This is a genomic window from Arthrobacter pascens, assembly GCF_017052465.1.
Lineage (GTDB): Bacteria > Actinomycetota > Actinomycetes > Actinomycetales > Micrococcaceae > Arthrobacter > Arthrobacter pascens.
The window spans coordinates 349,779-366,759 of record NZ_JAFHKT010000151.1 but is presented as its reverse complement, the minus strand read 5'-3'; the positions used below and the strand labels follow the sequence as shown (position 1 = coordinate 366,759).

General features: G+C 68.2%; 16 protein-coding genes. 12 read left to right on the top strand and 4 right to left on the bottom strand.

What is annotated here, in order from left to right; translation table 11 throughout:
• Nucleotides 1-2 precede the first annotated feature (2 nt).
• Entirely contained in the window at nucleotides 3-1,964 is a 1,962-nt protein-coding gene (locus JYA52_RS19860; RefSeq protein WP_205655051.1) for an FAD/NAD(P)-binding protein, read from the bottom strand.
• A 253-nt stretch (nucleotides 1,965-2,217) separates the two neighbouring features.
• On the opposite strand from JYA52_RS19860, the gene JYA52_RS19855 reads away from it, so the two are divergent.
• From JYA52_RS19855 to JYA52_RS22850, 8 genes are read left to right on the top strand one after another with little or no spacing between them, the layout of a single operon-like run.
• The gene (locus JYA52_RS19855) at nucleotides 2,218-3,207 is read left to right on the top strand and encodes an amino acid ABC transporter permease (RefSeq protein WP_205655050.1); all 990 of its coding nucleotides are present in this window, start codon (nucleotides 2,218-2,220) and stop codon (nucleotides 3,205-3,207) included.
• Nucleotides 3,204-4,013, top strand: a complete 810-nt coding sequence (locus JYA52_RS19850) for an amino acid ABC transporter ATP-binding protein (protein ID WP_205655048.1) — start codon at nucleotides 3,204-3,206, stop codon at nucleotides 4,011-4,013. The genes JYA52_RS19855 and JYA52_RS19850 overlap by 4 nt, the downstream gene beginning before the upstream one ends.
• A 9-nt stretch (nucleotides 4,014-4,022) precedes the next feature.
• Complete coding sequence (locus JYA52_RS19845) at nucleotides 4,023-5,033, top strand: ABC transporter substrate-binding protein (protein ID WP_205655046.1); 1,011 nt, start codon at nucleotides 4,023-4,025, stop codon at nucleotides 5,031-5,033.
• On the top strand, nucleotides 5,030-6,211 hold the full coding sequence (locus JYA52_RS19840; protein ID WP_205655044.1) for an LLM class flavin-dependent oxidoreductase: 1,182 nt from the start codon (nucleotides 5,030-5,032) through the stop codon (nucleotides 6,209-6,211). The genes JYA52_RS19845 and JYA52_RS19840 overlap by 4 nt, the downstream gene beginning before the upstream one ends.
• Nucleotides 6,189-7,046, top strand: coding sequence for a DUF1684 domain-containing protein (locus tag JYA52_RS19835; RefSeq protein ID WP_205655043.1), 858 nt, complete (start codon nucleotides 6,189-6,191; stop codon nucleotides 7,044-7,046). Before JYA52_RS19840 ends, JYA52_RS19835 begins: the two co-directional genes overlap by 23 nt.
• Nucleotides 7,043-8,248, top strand: a complete 1,206-nt coding sequence (locus tag JYA52_RS19830) for an LLM class flavin-dependent oxidoreductase (RefSeq protein WP_205655041.1) — start codon at nucleotides 7,043-7,045, stop codon at nucleotides 8,246-8,248. The genes JYA52_RS19835 and JYA52_RS19830 overlap by 4 nt, the downstream gene beginning before the upstream one ends.
• Nucleotides 8,241-9,653, top strand: coding sequence for an NtaA/DmoA family FMN-dependent monooxygenase (locus tag JYA52_RS19825; RefSeq protein ID WP_205655039.1), 1,413 nt, complete (start codon nucleotides 8,241-8,243; stop codon nucleotides 9,651-9,653). Before JYA52_RS19830 ends, JYA52_RS19825 begins: the two co-directional genes overlap by 8 nt.
• A 4-nt stretch (nucleotides 9,654-9,657) precedes the next feature.
• A complete protein-coding gene (locus JYA52_RS22850; protein ID WP_276208602.1) occupies nucleotides 9,658-9,789 on the top strand; it encodes a hypothetical protein in 132 nt (43 codons plus the stop codon).
• Nucleotides 9,790-9,890: 101 nt separating this feature from the next.
• On the opposite strand, the gene JYA52_RS19820 is transcribed toward JYA52_RS22850, so the two are convergent.
• Nucleotides 9,891-10,874: an ABC transporter substrate-binding protein gene (locus JYA52_RS19820; RefSeq protein WP_205655037.1), complete on the bottom strand. Its 984-nt coding sequence runs from the start codon at nucleotides 10,872-10,874 to the stop codon at nucleotides 9,891-9,893.
• A 179-nt stretch (nucleotides 10,875-11,053) separates the two neighbouring features.
• Between JYA52_RS19820 and JYA52_RS19815 the strand changes: the two genes are divergently transcribed.
• Together JYA52_RS19815 and JYA52_RS19810 are read left to right on the top strand one after the other, a co-directional pair.
• Nucleotides 11,054-11,668 carry a DUF6919 domain-containing protein gene (locus tag JYA52_RS19815; protein ID WP_205655035.1) on the top strand — a complete coding sequence of 205 codons (615 nt, stop codon included), beginning with the start codon at nucleotides 11,054-11,056 and terminating at the stop codon, nucleotides 11,666-11,668.
• A 144-nt stretch (nucleotides 11,669-11,812) separates the two neighbouring features.
• The gene (locus JYA52_RS19810) at nucleotides 11,813-12,979 is read left to right on the top strand and encodes an ABC transporter substrate-binding protein (RefSeq protein WP_205655033.1); all 1,167 of its coding nucleotides are present in this window, start codon (nucleotides 11,813-11,815) and stop codon (nucleotides 12,977-12,979) included.
• 83 nt (nucleotides 12,980-13,062) lie between these two features.
• On the opposite strand, the gene JYA52_RS19805 is transcribed toward JYA52_RS19810, so the two are convergent.
• Nucleotides 13,063-13,500, bottom strand: a complete 438-nt coding sequence (locus JYA52_RS19805) for a hypothetical protein (RefSeq protein WP_205655031.1) — start codon at nucleotides 13,498-13,500, stop codon at nucleotides 13,063-13,065.
• 135 nt (nucleotides 13,501-13,635) lie between these two features.
• Entirely contained in the window at nucleotides 13,636-14,349 is a 714-nt protein-coding gene (locus JYA52_RS19800) for a GntR family transcriptional regulator (protein ID WP_205655029.1), read from the bottom strand.
• 128 nt (nucleotides 14,350-14,477) lie between these two features.
• On the opposite strand from JYA52_RS19800, the gene JYA52_RS19795 reads away from it, so the two are divergent.
• Together JYA52_RS19795 and JYA52_RS19790 are read left to right on the top strand one after the other, a co-directional pair.
• On the top strand, nucleotides 14,478-15,881 hold the full coding sequence (locus JYA52_RS19795; RefSeq protein WP_205655027.1) for a sugar porter family MFS transporter: 1,404 nt from the start codon (nucleotides 14,478-14,480) through the stop codon (nucleotides 15,879-15,881).
• Nucleotides 15,881-16,933 carry an N-acetylglucosamine kinase gene (locus JYA52_RS19790; protein WP_240460552.1) on the top strand — a complete coding sequence of 351 codons (1,053 nt, stop codon included), beginning with the start codon at nucleotides 15,881-15,883 and terminating at the stop codon, nucleotides 16,931-16,933. The genes JYA52_RS19795 and JYA52_RS19790 overlap by 1 nt, the downstream gene beginning before the upstream one ends.
• Nucleotides 16,934-16,981 lie beyond the last annotated feature (48 nt).

Sequence of the window (16,981 nt, the reverse complement as noted above, 5' to 3'; positions counted from 1 at the left end):
GATCACGCCTTTCCGACGGCGGCGGCAACGGGACGGGCACAAGGGTACGCACAGGGGTAAGAGGGCTGGGTGAGCTCGGCGACGGCAGTGAGGATCTTCCTGGCGAGGGCATCATTTTCCCGGAACGGAGCGGCGTTGGTTCCCGGGCGGGCGAACGCGCCCGCGCCCCAGCCGGACGTCCCGGGTCCCACGCCGAACAGCCTGCCCCGGATCTTCCCTCCGCGGCCCACCAGCTCGTGCCCGGACGAGACGAGGAGCCGTCCGGTGGACTGTGCGCCCTCGGAGGTCAGGAGCTGCTGCTCAGTGCCGATCCCGGCGGAGTGCAGTGACCGAAGCAGCGGGTTGGCGGACCGCGCCACCGCCGGTCCGGGGAGCCTGGCCTCAATGAAGGCCTTCGCCCGGACCGTCACATCCGACTGCGGCGATGTCGCCACGAAATGCCCGGTCAGCTCATCCGCGGCAACCGTCAGCCCGGGCCCGAGGAACTGCAACAGCCCTGCCCTGTGCAGCGCCAGCATCTCCCGCAGCCGCCGGGGCGGGGGCCCGGAATCCACAAAGCTGAAGAAACCGTGCCACCAGCCCTGGACGTCCTGCTGGGACCGCGCGTTCAGCCGTTCCAGCGGGACGATCCGGCCCAGCTCCATATAGACCCTCAGCAGGGCGGTGAACAGCGCGAGCGTTTCCGGATGGTCGGGGCCGGTCCGCAGCTCCAGGTCATGTTCGATGTACCCGCGGACTGCCTCCTGGACGTCGTGGTGGCCGGCGAACCGCCGCCCGCCGAAGGGCCGGTCCAGCCGCTCCAGGTCCAAGTGCAGCGCGGCATCGGGGACGGCCGTGGCCACGAGCTCCCGGCGCGCGCTGCTGTACCAGTCGAGGGCGGGAAACCGGGTGGAGAATTCTGCCCAGCCCATGGTGACCCGTTCCGGGCTGCCGGTGAACAGCTCACGGTAGTAGCCGTACGCCGCATCCTTGGCAATGAGCGGCCACAGCTGCCTGCGGAAATCCAGCTCGCTGTGGCGTGACAGCAGGCCGCGGACGGCCTCGGCGGTGAAGAACCGCGGGTCTCCGGCGGGCTCGCCGCGGAGGGTCGACGAAATCTTGGAATGGTAGGGCACGCCGCGCCGGGATCCTGCCCACAGCCGGGGCTCTGAGCCGGACGGAACGTAACGCAGGCCGGAGCCGGAAGTCTCCTCGAACCGGCCGCCCCGGCCCTCCATCAGGAGCACCAGCAGATCAATGAACGCCAGGCCCATGCCCGAGACGATGACGTCCTGTCCCGGCGCAATCGGCGAATAGTCGACGTCGGTGGTGTAGCTGGGTGCTGCATGGAACCCGCCGTGCCGGGATGCAAAACGGGACCAGCGTTCAGAGGCGGGATCCGGCTGGGAATCGGTGTGACCCAGCGCGGTGACCACGACGTCGGCGCGTAACGCGCCGCCGCCGGCCAGCCGCACGCTGTACCCGGCGCCGTCGGGCCCGGGTTCGATGCCGACCGCGGTGTCCCGGTGGACGGTGACGCTGACATCAGTGCCCAAAGCCCGCACGGCCCGGCGGAAGAACCACTCGAGGTACTTGCTCTGCAACTGCCTCGTCGGGAAGGTGCTCCCCCGGAGCGAACGGAGCTGCTCCCACAGGGCAGCCGGCAACTCCGGGACGTCCGAAATGGTGCCATCCAGCACTCCCGCCGCCCAGGCCGCGAGGGCCGGACCATCGGCAGCCGGCCCTTCACACTGCACTGACTGGTCGGTGAACATGGTGACGTCCGCGGCCGCGGAATTCAGCATGAGCCCGGGGTGCTGGCCGAAGCGCCAGATCCTGCCGGACCCGGGCTCGTACGGCTCCACAACGTGGATGTGGAACGGGCCGTCGGCCAGCTCCGGCCGGTTCGCGGCGAGCCGCTCCAGAATTCCCGCGGTCCGCGGACCGCCGCCGAGGAAAACAACGGACGGGTTCTGCGAAGGCATCGGCTCTCCTGAACGGGTCAACGGGACGGGGTGGAAGCCCTCAGGCTAGGGTCCGAAACCGGCCTCCGTCGAGGGGCCGGTAACGGCCGTTCACTCCGCGTCATGGCGCGTAAATGCGCGCAAGAATTCGACTCATGACGCCCCGCTAAGCCCCGTGAACCAATGCAACTTGACGCTTTGCCGCGGCTTTCCGGCGCCCCTAGATTGGCAGCCAAACGACCGGAAAGTTCAACCGAAAGAAGCGAGGTGGCGCATGAGTTCAGCAGTAACCAGCGTGTCGCAGTCCGCCCCTGAGCCGGCAGCCGTCGTCGCCGACAGGACAACCCGCGCTGCCGTCGACTACGCGGACTATCCCCTCGTCCCGGCTCCCCGGCCCTGGCGCTGGGTGGGCACCGCCGTGGTGGCGCTGGGCGTGGCCGCTGTGGCGTGGTCGCTGGCGACGAACCCGCGCTGGGAATGGGGCGTGGTGGCGCAGTGGTTCACCGCCCGGTCCGTGATCAACGGTCTCGCGGAGACGCTCAAGCTCACGGCCATCTCAGGCGTGCTCGGGTTCGTTCTGGGCTTCATCCTCGCCCTGATGCGGCTCTCCTCCTCGCCTCTGCTGCTCTCGGTGTCCTGGACGTTCTCGTGGATCTTCCGGTCCACGCCGCTCCTGGTCCAGATGCTGCTTTGGTACAACCTGGGCTATCTCTACGAGAAGATCAGCCTGGGCATCCCCTTCACGGACGTCCGGTTCTTCGAGGTCCAGACCACCACACTGATCAGCCAGTTTGCGGCAGCAGTGCTCGGCCTGACCCTGAACCAGGCGGCCTACTCGGCGGAGATCATCCGCGGCGGCATCCTGTCTGTGGATCAGGGCCAGCTCGAGGCAGCGGCAGCCCTCGGCATCCCGGCATGGCGCAGATCAACCCGGATCGTCCTGCCGCAGGCCATGCGCGCCATCCTTCCCAATGCCTTCAACGAGATCATCGGGCTGGTCAAGGGCACCTCCATCGTCTACGTCCTTGCCTACTCGGAGCTCTTCTACACGGTGCAGGTCATCTACAACCGCACGCAGCAGGTCCTGCCCCTGCTCCTCGTGGCCACGCTCTGGTACGTCGTGATCACGTCGGTGCTCAGCGTCTTCCAGTACTACATCGAGCGGCACTACTCCAAGGGCGCGGTGCGCACCCTGCCGCTCACCCCGCTGCAGAAGGCACGGAAATTCTTCGCCACCCACGCCCCCGTCAGGAGCCTCCGATGAGCACGGCCACCCTTGCACCGCCCGCCACCCGCGGGCTCGTGGAAATCACGAAAGTCCGCAAGTCTTTCGGCGCCGCCGAGGTTTTGAAGGGCATCACCCTCACCGTGCAACCCGGCGGCGTGACCGTGATCGTGGGCCCGTCCGGTTCCGGAAAGTCCACCCTGCTGCGAACCATCAACCACCTGGAAAAGGTGGACGGCGGTTTCATCGCCATCGACGGCGAACTGGTGGGCTACCGGGTTCGCGGCAGCAGGCTGCACGAACTCCGCGAAAAGGAGATCCTGAAGCAGCGCAGGGAAATCGGCATGGTGTTCCAGAACTTCAACCTGTTCCCGCACCTCACGGCCCTGGAGAACGTCACTGAGGCTCCGGTCGTCGCGCAGGGCCGCTCCAAGGCCGAGGCCCGCGAGCGCGGCCTTGAGCTCCTGGACCGGGTTGGCCTCCGCGACCGGGCCGACGCGTACCCCCGCCAGCTGTCCGGCGGCCAGCAGCAGCGCGTGGCCATTGCCCGGGCGCTGGCGCTGGACCCCAAGATCCTGCTGTTTGACGAGCCCACCTCCGCCCTCGACCCCGAACTGGTCAACGAAGTGCTGGACGTGATCCGCGAACTTGCAAAATCAGGGACCACCCTCATCATCGTCACGCACGAGATGGGCTTCGCCCGGGACGTGGCGGACACGGTGGTGTTCATGGACCAGGGCCGGATCGTGGAACAGGGCCCTCCGCAGGACATTTTCAGCAACCCGCAGGAAGAACGCACCCGGAGTTTCTTCTCCAAGGTGATCGAACCCGCCTTCAACATCTAAGGAAGCTCCATGGCACTCTTTCCCCGCCCGTCCGCCGTCGTACTTTTCGGTGCGGTGGCACTCCTTGGCACTGCAGCACTCGCCGGCTGCTCCGATCCCGGGGCGGCGACCGCCGGCGCCTCGGGCTCCACGGGCACGACGGCGGCACGCAACGGCGTCGTCTACAACACCTCGCCCGAACAGCAGCGGATCCGCGCCGAAAAGGACGCCGGCCTGGCAGCGAAGGTCCCGGCGCTGATCAGCAACGACGGCAAGCTGACCGTTGCCACCACTGCAGGTGCGATCCCGCTGTCCTTCCACGCCACGGACGACAAGACACCCATCGGCTCCGAGCTGGACATCGCCCAGCTCGTGGCGGACAAGCTGGGCCTGGAGCTCGACGTCCAGGTCACCTCCTGGGAAAACTGGCCGCTGAAAACCCAGTCCGGCGACTTCGAAGCCGTGTTCTCCAACGTGGGCATCAACAAGGACCGGGTCAAGCTGTTCGACTTTGCCAGCTACCGGGCCGCCTTCATGGGATTCGAGGCGAAGAAGAGCTCCAGCTACAACATCAAGGGCGCCGACGACATCTCCGGGCTGAAGGTCTCCGTGGGCTCGGGCACCAACCAGGAGAAGATCCTGCTGGCCTGGAACAAGGAGCTCGAGGCCAAGGGCAAGGCACCGGCCACGCTGCAGTACTACTCCTCCGACGCGGACACCATCCTGGCGCTGTCCTCCGGCCGCACCGACCTGAATATTGCGCCGTACCCCTCCACCACCTACCGCGAAAACACCCGCGACGACCTCAAAATCGTCGGCAAGGTCAATGCCGGCTGGCCGTCCGAGACCCTGGTGGCGGCCACCACGCTGAAGGGCAACGGCCTGGCCCCGGCCATCACGGACGCGCTGAACTCCGCCATCAAGGACGGCTCCTATGCCAAGGTGCTGGAACGCTGGGGCCTGTCCGAGGAAGCCCTGCCGGAGTCCACCACCGTCACAGAGGCCAACTTCGGGACTGCTCCTGCAGGGAAGACACAATGAAATTCCAGGTCCTCGACATCATCCCGCACCTGAAGACCCCCCTGTTGGGGAAGACCCTCACGGGGGCGGTCGTCTCCACCGCGGACCGGCTGAACCAGGTGGTGCAGACGGCGCAGCGGGCGGAGGAGCTTGGCTATGACAGCTTCTCGGTGGGTGAACGGCACGCCGGTGAATTCATCTCGTCCTCACCCACCACCGTGCTGGCCGCCATCGCCGCTGTCACGGACAGGATCCGGCTGCAGAGCGGCGTCACCGTCCTGTCCGTCCTGGACCCGGTGCGGGTGGCCGAGGACTACGCCACGATCGACCAGCTCAGCCGGGGCCGGCTGGAACTGGTGATCGGCAAGGGCAACGAGGTTCTGCAGTACCCGCTCTTCGGCCTGGATCTCGCGGACCAGTGGGACCTGCTGGAGGAGAACTACGGGCTGCTGCGCCGGCTCTGGCGCGAGGAGGACGTGACCTGGTCGGGCCGTTTCCGCCCGGCCCTCTCCAACGGGACCACCACCACGCCGCGGCCGTACGCGGGCTCTCCCCGGATTTGGCACGGGTCTGCTACAACCCTGACCTCCGCGGCGCTGGCGGCCCGCTGGGGCGATCCCCTGTTTACCGCGAACGCCATCCAGCCGCGGGAAAACTACAAGGTGCTGATCGACCACTACACGGATGAGTACGAGCGCCACGGCCACGACCCGCTGCACCGGTACCTAGGGTCCGGCAGCGGAGCCGGCGGAGTGTTCATCGCGGACACCACGCAGGAGGCCAAGCGCCAGTACGGCCCCGTGTACGAGGCCCTCACGGCTGCGCGCAATGTCCCTGGCAACAACTCACCCTTCCGGGACATCGACCACGCCGTCGCGGAAGGTCCGTCCCTCGTGGGCAGCCCGGAGCAGGTGATCGACAAGATCCTGAGCTACCACGCCCTGTACGGGCACGACCTGCAGTCCATTTCCCTTCCCACCACCCTTCCCTTCGAACGGCAGCTGGACATTCTGGAGCGGTTCGCGCTCGAGGTCATCCCTGCCGTGCGCACCGCAGCACCCACCACCCTCTGGGAGTCCGCGGATCCCTTCGGCGGCCGTCCCGAGTCAGCGGGAGCCACCGAACCGGATGCGGCCTCCGCCGTCAGCACCGACCACGACAACCACAGGAGCGACCATGCCCACGTCTACGCGCACTGAAAGCAACGACGACCGCCAAACCGCCGCCTTCGCCGCCAACTGGAACGATTGGCACGCCGCGCACGAGCGCCACCGCGCCGACCCCCACGGCTTCCTCGCGGTCACGCACCTGCATTGGCTGGGAGCCAAACCCGCCCGCCTGGACGGCGTTCCCGGCATCTGGAGCGTGAAGGACGACGCCGTCACCGTCGTTCTTGAGCCCGGCGAAAGTCTCATACGCGACGGCAGGGAGCTGAACCCCGACGGCGGCACCGTCACCGTTGCGTTCGGTCCGATCGCCGAACGGGACGGCATCAACCTCACGGCCGGCGCCGCCGTCGTTGAACTCGCCAAGCGCGGCGGTGAATACATCGTCCGGCCCCGGCACCCGGAGAACCCGCTGCTCAACGAGTACCGCGGCACGCCGGCCTACGCCCCGGACCCGCGCTACGCCGTCGAGGGCACCTACGTGCCGTTCGACCGGGAGAGGCCCACCACGGTGGGGGCCGCCGTCGCGGGCATCCGGCACGTGTACAACGCCCCCGGCGAGATCCGGTTCCGCCTGGACGGCCAGGACCTGAGCCTCACGGCGTTCAACGGCCATTCCCCCGGGACGTTCTCCGTGCTGTTCACGGACGGCACCTCCGGCCGGACCACGTATGCGGCGAACCGTTCCCTGACGGTCGGCGCTCCGGACACGGATGGCACGGTGGTCCTGGACTTCAACCGCGCGGTGAACCTGCCGTGCGCCTACACCGACCTCGCCACGTGCCCGCTGCCGCCGGCCGAAAACCGGCTGCCCGTGGACATCGAGGCCGGCGAACAGCTCCCCTACGAGAGGCAGGCCTCACTATGAGCACTTCTCCCGATGCAGCCCAAGCCCCCACACGGGTCAGTGCACCGCAGGGCTTCCTGGCGCTCGAACTCGACGGCGACGGCGCTCACCCCGCGGCGTGGCGCAAGGCCCGGCACGCTCCCACCGGGCTGCTGGACGGCGCCCGGATCCGGGCCACGGTGCTGGCCGCCGAGTCCGCCGGCTTCCACGTGGCAACGTTCGCGGACGGAGCCTTGCCCGCTGGCGGTGCCGGCATCACCGGCAGGCTAAACGCCCTGCAGCGCGCGGCATTCGCCGGCCCCGTCACGAGTTCACTTGTCCTGGTGCCGGAGGTGGACACCGTCTACACCGAGCCGTTCCACGTCTCCACCCAGCTGGCCAGCCTGGACTACGTGTCCGGCGGGCGCGCGGGGTGGCTGGTCGCAGCGTCGGATAACGCGGCCGACGCCGCCGCCGTGGGGCGCGAGCTTGTCGGCGGGGCGGGGCTGGCGCGTGAGGCCGTCGACTCCGTCGAAGTCAGCCGCAGGCTCTGGGATTCGTGGGAAGACGACGCCGTGATCCGCGACGTCGCCACCGGCCGCTACCTCGACGTCGACAAACTGCACTATGCCGATTTCGCTGGGGACAGCTATTCCATCAAGGGCCCCTCGATCATCCCGCGCCCTCTTCAGGGCCAGGTGCCGGTGCTCGCTCCGGCGGGCCTGCTGAGCGCCGAACCGCTGTCCGCCGGATCGGCCGACGCGCTGCTCGTCTCCGCACCGACGCCGGAACTGCTGTCCGCCGAGGTCGCCGACGCCCGCGCCGCCACGCCCTCGGCTGCCATCATTGCCGAGCTCGACGTCGTCCTCGACGCCCGCGGCCAGGACGCCGCTGCGCGCCTCGCGGAGCTGGACGCGCACAGCCGGTGGGAGAGCCCCCGTGCCCGCTTCGTCGGCAGCGCCGCCGGGCTGACGGAACTGCTGGCCGACCTGCTGGAAACCGTCGACGGCGTCCGGCTGCACCCGGCGGTGCTCGACGTGGAGCTTGAGGAACTGGCCCGGCTGGTCCTGCCCGCGCTGCGCCGCCGCGGCCGGCTGGCACCGGTTCAGCCGGACACCACGTTCCGGGAGCTGCTGGGCCTGCCCCGCCCCGCCAGCCGCTACGCCGCCCCGCCCGCTGGCGCCCCTTCCGCTGTCCATCCCGCCGCCCATCCTGCTGCACGCCAGGGAGAGAACAATGACTGAATCATCCACCGGCCGCTCCATCGGCGGCGGCTTTGTGCCGTCCGGGCAGCTGCAGCTTGGCGTCTTCTTCCAGGGCGTGAATTCGGGGACCATCTGGAAATCACCCGACTCGGGATCACAGACGGACTTCGAATCGTTCCGCCGCATCGCCCAGACCGCCGAGCGCGGGCTCTTCGCCGCCTTCTTCCTGGGCGAAGGCCTGCGGCTGCGTGAGCACCTCGGCCGCCCCCATGCCCTGGACGTGGCGGGCCGGCCCGATGCCCAGACCATGCTGGCGGCCCTCGCGTCGGTGACGTCGCACATCGGACTCGTGGCCACGCAGAACACCACCTACAACGATCCCGCGGACCTGGCCCACCGGCTGTCCACCCTGGACCTGCTGTCCGGCGGGCGCGCGGCCTGGAACGTCGTGACCACGGACAATGCCTGGACCGGGGCCAACTTCCGCCGCGGTGGCTACCTGGACCATGCGGACCGCTATGTCCACGCGGAGGCATTCGTCGAAACCGCCAAGCAGACCTGGGACTCCTGGGAGGACGGCGCCGTCGCCGGCTCGCAGGCTGCCGGTGCCTGGGCCGCCCCCGGTTCGGCCCGGCGCGTGCGGCACGAAGGCCGGCATTACTCCGTGGACTACCTGCCCAGGCTGCCGCGGAGCGCCCAGTACCGGCCGGTGCTGTTCCAGGCGGGCGACTCCCCCGACGGCCGGGACTTCGCCGCCCGCCAGGCGGACGTGATCTTCTCGGCGCACCCGAAGCTCGACGACGCCCTCGACTTCCGCCGCGACATCGTCCGGCGCACGCTTCAGGCGGGACGCGGCGCGAACGACGTCAAGATCATGCCGGCCAGCGAATTCATCCTGGCTGCCACGCCCCAGGACGCATGGGACAAGAAGGAATGGGTGCGCAGCCTGCAGATAGGCCCCGAACAGGCACTCGCCTACCTCGAACAGTTCTGGGGCCGCGAGCTGCAGGACTTCGACCCGGACGGGCCGCTGCCGGACATCGACCCCGTGGTCGAGGAAACGTCCGAGACCCGTGGCAGCGGCTTCCATGGCGCCAAGGCCAAGCAGCTGGCGGACCAGTGGCGGGCCGAGGCGAAGGAAAAGGGCCTCAGCATCCGGCAGTTCGTCTCGGCCAGAACCAGCCGCGGGGACTCCACGTTCACCGGCTCCTACACCGAGGTGGCTGACCGGCTGGTGGACTATGCCCGGACCGGAGCGGTGGACGGATTCAACATCTCGCCGTGGCTCGTCCCCACGGGCCTGGACGACATCGTCAACCACCTGGTACCCGAACTGCAGGAGCGGGGCATCTACCCCACGGAATACGCCGGACGCACACTGCGGGAGAATCTCGGGCTGGAGACGCCTGTGCGCCGGGGCGCCGCCGTCGTCCTGAAAGGGTAGTCCGGTGCGCCAGGTTGCGCCGCACGCCGAATCGGAGTCCGGCGGCGCGGAGGACACGGACGGCCAGGACCCTCGCGCCGGATCGGCAGCCAGCACCATCAGGCTCCAGCTGACGGTCTGGGAGCAGCTGCTCTGACCTCAAAGCCCCAGCCCAAAGCCCCCAGAAGGGGTGACACCGAAACACACGGAAAGAATCCCCGCCGGAGGGCTCCCGGCGGGGATTCGTCGTCCGCCGGGCTACTTCGAGGGCAGGCCCGCCGGGTTCAGTTCGGACTTCGCGACGGCCTCCGTGGAGAGGTCCCAGCGGTCCAGGATCTTGGCATAGGTGCCGTCCTCGATCAGGTGGTTCAGTCCCGCCTGGGCGGCGGCCGCGAAGCCGTTGCCCTTCTTGGTGGTGGCGGCGATGCTGGCCTTCAGCGGCCAGCCGCCGTCGACCAGGCCCACCAGCTTCGTCTTGGAATCGCTGGCTGCCTTGTAGGCGGCGGTGGCGTTCGGTCCAAATGTCAGGTCCGCACGTCCTGACTGAAGGGCCAGGTTTGAGGCGGAGTCGTCGTCGTAATACTGGAACTCGACCGGCTTGAGACCCTTGGCCTTGTTCTCCTCGTCCCAACGCAGCAGGATGGCTTCCTGGTTGGTGCCCGAGCCCACGATGATGCGCTTTCCGGCCACGTCCGCCGCGGATTCCACCTTGGCGATGTCGCTGCCGCTCTTGGCGTAGAAGCCCAGTTTGTCGTCCCGGTAGCTCGCGAAGTCGAATTTGAGCTTGCGCTCCTCGGTCACGGTGACGTTGGAGAGGACAGCCTCGTACTTGCCGGACTCAACGCCGAGCGGCCAGTCGGCCCAGGCAGTGGGAACGATGTCAGCGTCCAGCCCCAGCGTCTGGGCCAGCGCGACGGCGATGTCCACCTCGTTGCCCACCGGCGTCTTGTTGTCGGTGGCGTAGACCGCCAGGGGCGGCGCGAAGGGGCTGACGGCCACGGTCAGTTTGCCGTCCTTCTTGATGGCCTCGGGGACGAGGGCGGCGGCCGCCGGGTCAACGGTGACGGGGAAGCGGTCCTGCTGCGGGGAGAGATTGAAGGTCTTGGACTCTGAAGGGGCTGAGGAGGAAGCCGGGGTGTTCGCGGCGGCCGATGCCCCCGGGTCAGAGCAGGCGGAAAGCCCCAGGAGGGTCGTCGCGGCGAGGGCCACGCCAACGCCGGGTTTGAGAGAGAAACGGTCCATGAATTTCCCCTTTGCAGGTCGCGGTTGCGGTGGTTGTGGCAGCAACTATCCGGTAGCGAAATAGCCGGGTCAAAGAGCCCCGAAACCGTGGGAGACACGGCGTCACGGCGGTTCATCCTGCGTCCGCAGCCGTCATGTCCCCTGTCCGGCCGGCACCTGCCGCGTCTAGGCTCGAACCTATGAATGATCACTTCACGGACGAACGGGACAGCTACGGGCGGCTCTTGGTGGACAGGGAGGTGTGGCGGCAGGCCAGCACCCTGGCGGCTGCCGGAGAACTGACTGCGCGGTGGCTGGAAGGAAAGAGCGAGTACCAGGCAGGGACGCTGGCCCCCACGTTTGACGACGAGACCCGCTCCATCGCCGGCCAACTCGCCGACATCAACCGCAGCGGGCTCTTCACGAAGGAATCCCAGCCGGGACGCGCGCCGGACACCGGCAACGCCCAGCGGGAGTACGTGACGGGATTCTGCTCCGCCGAGTCGGCGAGGCGGCTTCTGCAGCTTTCGTCCCAGACGGAGTTCGTGGCCGTCGCCCACGCGCCGGGGGAAATGAGCAGTGCGTCCATTCCGGTGACGCTCGACGGCGACGGGGTGGTCACCGTGCTGGGGACCAGTGAGACGCCCATCGAGTCCGACCAGATCAGGGACTGGGCGGAGGAGAGCAACGAAACCCTGGCGCTCCTCCTTGCTGACTCCTGGTACATCGAAGTCCTCGACCCGGTGTGGGGGCGGAACCAGCGCCTCCTGCCTGCCATCCTGGAGGCCTTGAGGTCGGTGCCGGACGGTTTTTGACGCAGTGTGGCCTTCGGTGAACTAACACGACGTTCGATTAACTCCGAAGAACCCCGGTGAACCTCCGCGACGGCGGGCGTTGTTTCGGCCCGGCGGGCCTACGTAACCTCGGTCCAACAGCCCGACCAGTCACGAAGGAACACCATGTCGAACTCCCAGGACAACCCCGGGTCCACCCGCATCACGGCGGGAGAGACCTCCAACCCGAAGCGCCCCCGGCGGCTTCAAATCGGCATCGCCGTCGGCGTGCTCGCCCTCCTCGGCGCCGGCGCCGCGGTGGCAACCACGGCCGGCAACAGCAACACCAACACGTCAACGGACACTGCCGCTGCCACCACCAGCCCCGCCGCGGAGCTGAAGCTGGGCTACTTCGGAAACATCACGCACGCACCCGCCCTGGTGGGCGTCAACCAGGGCTACATCAAGGAGAACCTGGGAAGCACCAAGCTCACTACTCAGGTCTTCAACGCCGGCCCCGCCGCCATCGAAGCACTGAACGCCGGGGCCATCGACGCGACCTACATCGGCCCGAACCCGGCCATCAACTCGTTCGTCAAGAGCAAGGGCGAGTCCATCAGCATCATCGCCGGCGCAGCCTCCGGCGGCGCCCAGCTCGTCGTGAAACCGGACATCAAAACCGCCGCGGATCTGAAGGGCAAGACCCTCGCGTCTCCGCAGCTCGGCGGCACCCAGGACGTGGCACTGCGCGCCTGGCTCGGCAAGCAGGGCTACAAGACCAACACCGACGGCAGCGGCGACGTCGCCATCAACCCGACAGAGAACGCCCAGACGTTGAAACTGTTCCAAAACGGAAAGCTCGACGGCGCGTGGCTGCCGGAGCCGTGGGCGTCCCGCCTGGTGCTCCAGGCCGGTGCGAAGGTGCTGGTGGACGAGAAGGACCTCTGGGACGGCTCCCAGACCGGCAAGCCCGGCGAGTTCCCCACCACCATCCTGATCGTGAACAAGAAGTTCGCCGCTGAGCACCCGCAGACCGTGGAAGGCCTGCTCAGGGGCCACGTGGCTGCGGTGAAGTGGCTCAACGACACCCCGGCCGCCGAGAAGGCCACCCAGGTGAATGCAGCCCTGAAAGAGGCCGCAGGCAAGGCGCTGCCGCAGGACGTCATTGACCGCTCGCTGCAGAACATCACCTTCACCGTGGACCCGCTCGCGGGTGCCTTCCCCAAGCTGCTGCAGGACGGCGTGGACGCCGGGACCACCAAGCAGGCCGACATCAACGGCATCTTCGACCTCACGGTGCTGAACGGCGTCGCCGGCGAGAAGACGTCCGCCGCCGGGCTGGGCAAGGACTGACAGGGACGAAGGCAAGAATCCACGACAAAAAGGAGATCCGGCGGGAACATTCCCGCCGGATCTCCTTTTTGCGCTCCTGTGCCTTACAGCGCGCCCTGCAGTTCATCGAGGGGGTAAAACGTCACCGGGTCCTTCAGGAGATAGTGGAACACCACGCCGCCGGGCGCCTCCTCGGAGCCGATGAACTCCGCGAGCGTCCATGGCCCGTCGGCCACGGCGCAGGCCCAGGCGTGCGCCTCTTCCCAGTGGACGCCTGCCGCCGAGCGCCCGGCGTCAAGACGGAGCGCCACCGTGACGCCCACCGAAGCCATTCCGTCGGCGGGTTGCCATTCCGTAAATCCCACGATGTCCACAGTGACGCCGGGCGAGGCCAGCGAAGGCCGGCTGGCCATGGCCGTCGCGGCCCCTTCCAGGCCCCCGGTTCCGATGTCCTGCCAAACAAGAGCCGATACCTGGTCCCTGAACACGCTCAGTTCTCCGCTGCACTGTGTGCGGATGCGCTGAGCCAAAGCGGTGATCATCGGGGTCCCCATTCTGTCGATGCCTGTGCACCAAACCAACCACCCGAACGGTTGGTCCACAATGCTTTTGGACATGCACGGACTCCGGACGCAATACGGGTTAACACACCGCAGTACGGCGTAAGGCTGGGCGGGCTAGACGTGCATCCTGGCCACGAAGCGGAACCTGTCGCCCCTGAAGACTGACCGGGTCCATTCCACAGGCCCTCCGTCCAAGGTGAAGCCCTGCCGGTGCACGAGCAGCATCGGGGCGCCCATTTCAACATCCAGCAGCCGGACTTCATCAGGGCCGGCAAGCTTGGTCTCCACGGTGTCCTCCACTTCGCTGATGCGGATGCCGTAGTCCTCGCCCAGGGCCGAATACAGGGACCCGCGGACCTCCACGTTGTGCGCCAGATCCGGCAGGTCGCCGGCCAGGAACGCTGTCTCGTGGGCCAGCGGTTCGCCGTTGACCAGCCTGATCCGTTCGACGCGGTGGACCGGCGCCCCGGGAGCCAGCCCCAGCCGCCGGGCAGTCACGGGATCGGCCGGCACCGAGCCGATGTCCAAAATCCTGGCCGACGCCGTCAGGCCCTGGCTCGCGGCGTCGTCCGAGAACGACGTGAGCTGGCGGACATGCGTCACCTTCGGCGGCGCGACGAAGGTGCCCCTCCCCTGGGTGCGGTCCAGGCGCCCTTCGGACACCAGTTCCCCGATGGCCTGCCGGACCGTGGTGCGCGAGGTGGAGTACTGCTCCGCGAGCGCCCGCTCGGTGGGAATGAGGGTGCCAGGGGCCGCGTCCTCGATGAGGGCAAGGATCTGCTCCTTGAGCACGTAGTACTTCGGCAGCGCGGCGGGGCGGGTCTCCATGACTGCGATATTACCTATTGACAGGAAAATTGGTCTACGCCAAAATGGAGGAAATTGGTTTATACCAATTCCGGCACCCGCTGGAACCCCACCCAATCTCCTCACCACAGGCAGACAAGGACCCAATGATGTCGTTCCTGCAAGACCTACGCCAGACGCCCCGCCTGGGCCTGCTCGTCGGCGGCACTGCCGCCACCATCGGCATAATCTACGGCTACGATCTTTCCAATATCGCCGGCGCCCTCCTCTTCATCACCAAGGAGTTCCAGCTCTCCACGAGCCAACAGGAACTGGTGACCACCGCCGTCGTCGTCGGTGAAGTCCTCGGTGCCGTGCTGGGCGGCTGGCTCGCAAACCTCCTCGGCCGCAAGGCCTGCATGGTGGGTGTCGCCGGCGCCTACGCGGCATTCGCGGCGCTGAGCGCCCTGGCCGCGGACGTCCCGATGCTGCTCATCGCCCGACTGCTGCTGGGCCTGACCATCGGCATTTCGGTGGTGGTGGTGCCCGTCTTCGTGGCCGAATCCGCGCCCCCGAAGGTCCGCGGCGCCCTGCTCGTCGCCTACCAGGTGGCCACCGTCATCGGCATCATCGTCGGCTACCTGGCCGCCTACGCCCTCTCAGCCACCGAGAACTGGCGCCTGATGCTGGGCCTGGCCGCCGTCCCCGCCGTGCTGGTCCTCGCCGTCACGCTCCGGCTCCCCGACACCGCCCGCTGGTACATGATGCGGGGCCGCACCGAGGACGCCCGCCGCACCCTTGCCTCGATCGAACCCCATGCCGACGTGGACGCCGAACTGGCAGACATGCAGCGGGCGATCAGCGAGGAACGCGGCGGCGGCCTGCGCGAAATGCTCCGCTCCCCGTACCTGAAGGCAACCGTCTTCGTGGTGGGTCTCGGGTTCTTCATCCAGATCACCGGCATCAACGCCGTGGTCTACTACAGCCCGCGGATCTTCGAGGCGATGGGCTTCACCGGCAACGCCGCACTGCTCCTGCTGCCCGCCCTGGTCCAGGCCGCCGCACTGGTTGCCGTCTTCGTGTCGCTCTCCCTCGTGGACAAGGTCGGACGGCGCCCCATCCTGCTTGGCGGCATCGGCATGATGATCGTTGCCAACATCATCCTCGTGGCAGTCTTCATGGTCGGCCGCGACTTCGGCGGCGCGCTGACAGTCGTCGGGTTCCTCGGGGTCCTGCTGTTCACAGTCGGCTTCACCTTCGGCTTCGGCGCACTCGTCTGGGTCTACGCCGGCGAGTCGTTCCCCGCACGCCTGCGCTCCCTGGGAGCCAGCGCGATGCTGACTTCGGACCTCGTGGCCAACGTCATCGTCGCGGCGTTCTTCCTGACCATGCTGCAGCGGCTCGGCGGTGCGGGCACGTTCGCGGTCTTCGGCCTCCTTGCCGTCGCCGGGTTCATCTTCGTACACCGCCTGGCCCCGGAGACCAAGGGCCGGAACCTCGAAGAAATCCGCCACTACTGGGAAAACGGCGCCCGCTGGCCCGAACAGACCGGCAGCACGCCGGCGGCCAAGTAATGCCGCCGGTTGCGGGCCGCGCTACCGGCATGGACCGGGTCCTCGGCCTCGACATCGGCGGGTCCAAGACCCACGCCATCCTGGCGGCAACCCTTGGGAATCAAAAGGCCGACGACGGCGCGCAGCGGGCCTCCGAGTGCACCGTCGGCAGTGCGAACATCGCCTCAGTCGGCGAGGAGGCGGCGGCTGCCGCCCTGGCCGACCTCGCCGCGCAGCTGGGCACGCGCGACGGGGCAGGCCACGGGATCCAGGCGATCTGCGCCGGGGCGGCAGGGGCAGACACCCCGGACAGCAGGGCACGGCTCGCCGCCCTGCTGTCACGGACCTTCCCCGGAGCCCTGATCCAGGTAGTCCATGACACGCGCATCATCCTCGCCGCCGGCGGCCTGGAGACCGGCACCGTCCTCATCTCGGGCACCGGCTCCGTGGCCTGGGCACTGGGACCGGACGGCCGCGAAGCCAGGGCCGGCGGCTGGGGCTACCTGCTGGGTGACGAAGGCAGCGGCTACGCCATCACCCGCAGTGCAGTGTGCAACGCCCTCGCCGAATACGACCGCGGCGAGGACCCCGGGCCGTTGTCGGCGGGCATCCTGGAACGGACCGGCGTCTCCGGACCGCCGGCACTCCTGGACCTCTTCTACAGCAACCCGGAACGGCGCTACTGGGCCAGCCTTGCCGGCACGGTGTTCGGCCACGCAGCCCGGGGAGACGCCGCCAGCCGCACGATCGCCGAGGACGCCGCGCAGCAGCTGGCATCCCTGGCCACCGCGGTCAACCACCGGTTGGGCACGCTTCCCAAGGGGGCTGCTCCGGGGACCTCTGCTTCGGGAACCTCCGGCTCCCCGGTCCTGCTGGCCGGCGGGATGCTGGTCAACCAACCCTCCCTGGCTGGGCGCGTCAGCGAACTGTTGGCCGCACGCGCCCTGACGGACGTCCGGGTGCTGGACCGGGATCCCGCCTGGGGCGCGGTGAAGCTGGCCTGCGGCCTGGCCGCTTCCGCCGCCCAGCCAGCATCGCACCACCCGCAGCGGCCCGTTCCGTCCCCTGCCTGAATCAGCTTTCCGGCCTCATTCCTCTCATTCCGCCAAGCATCACGTCCC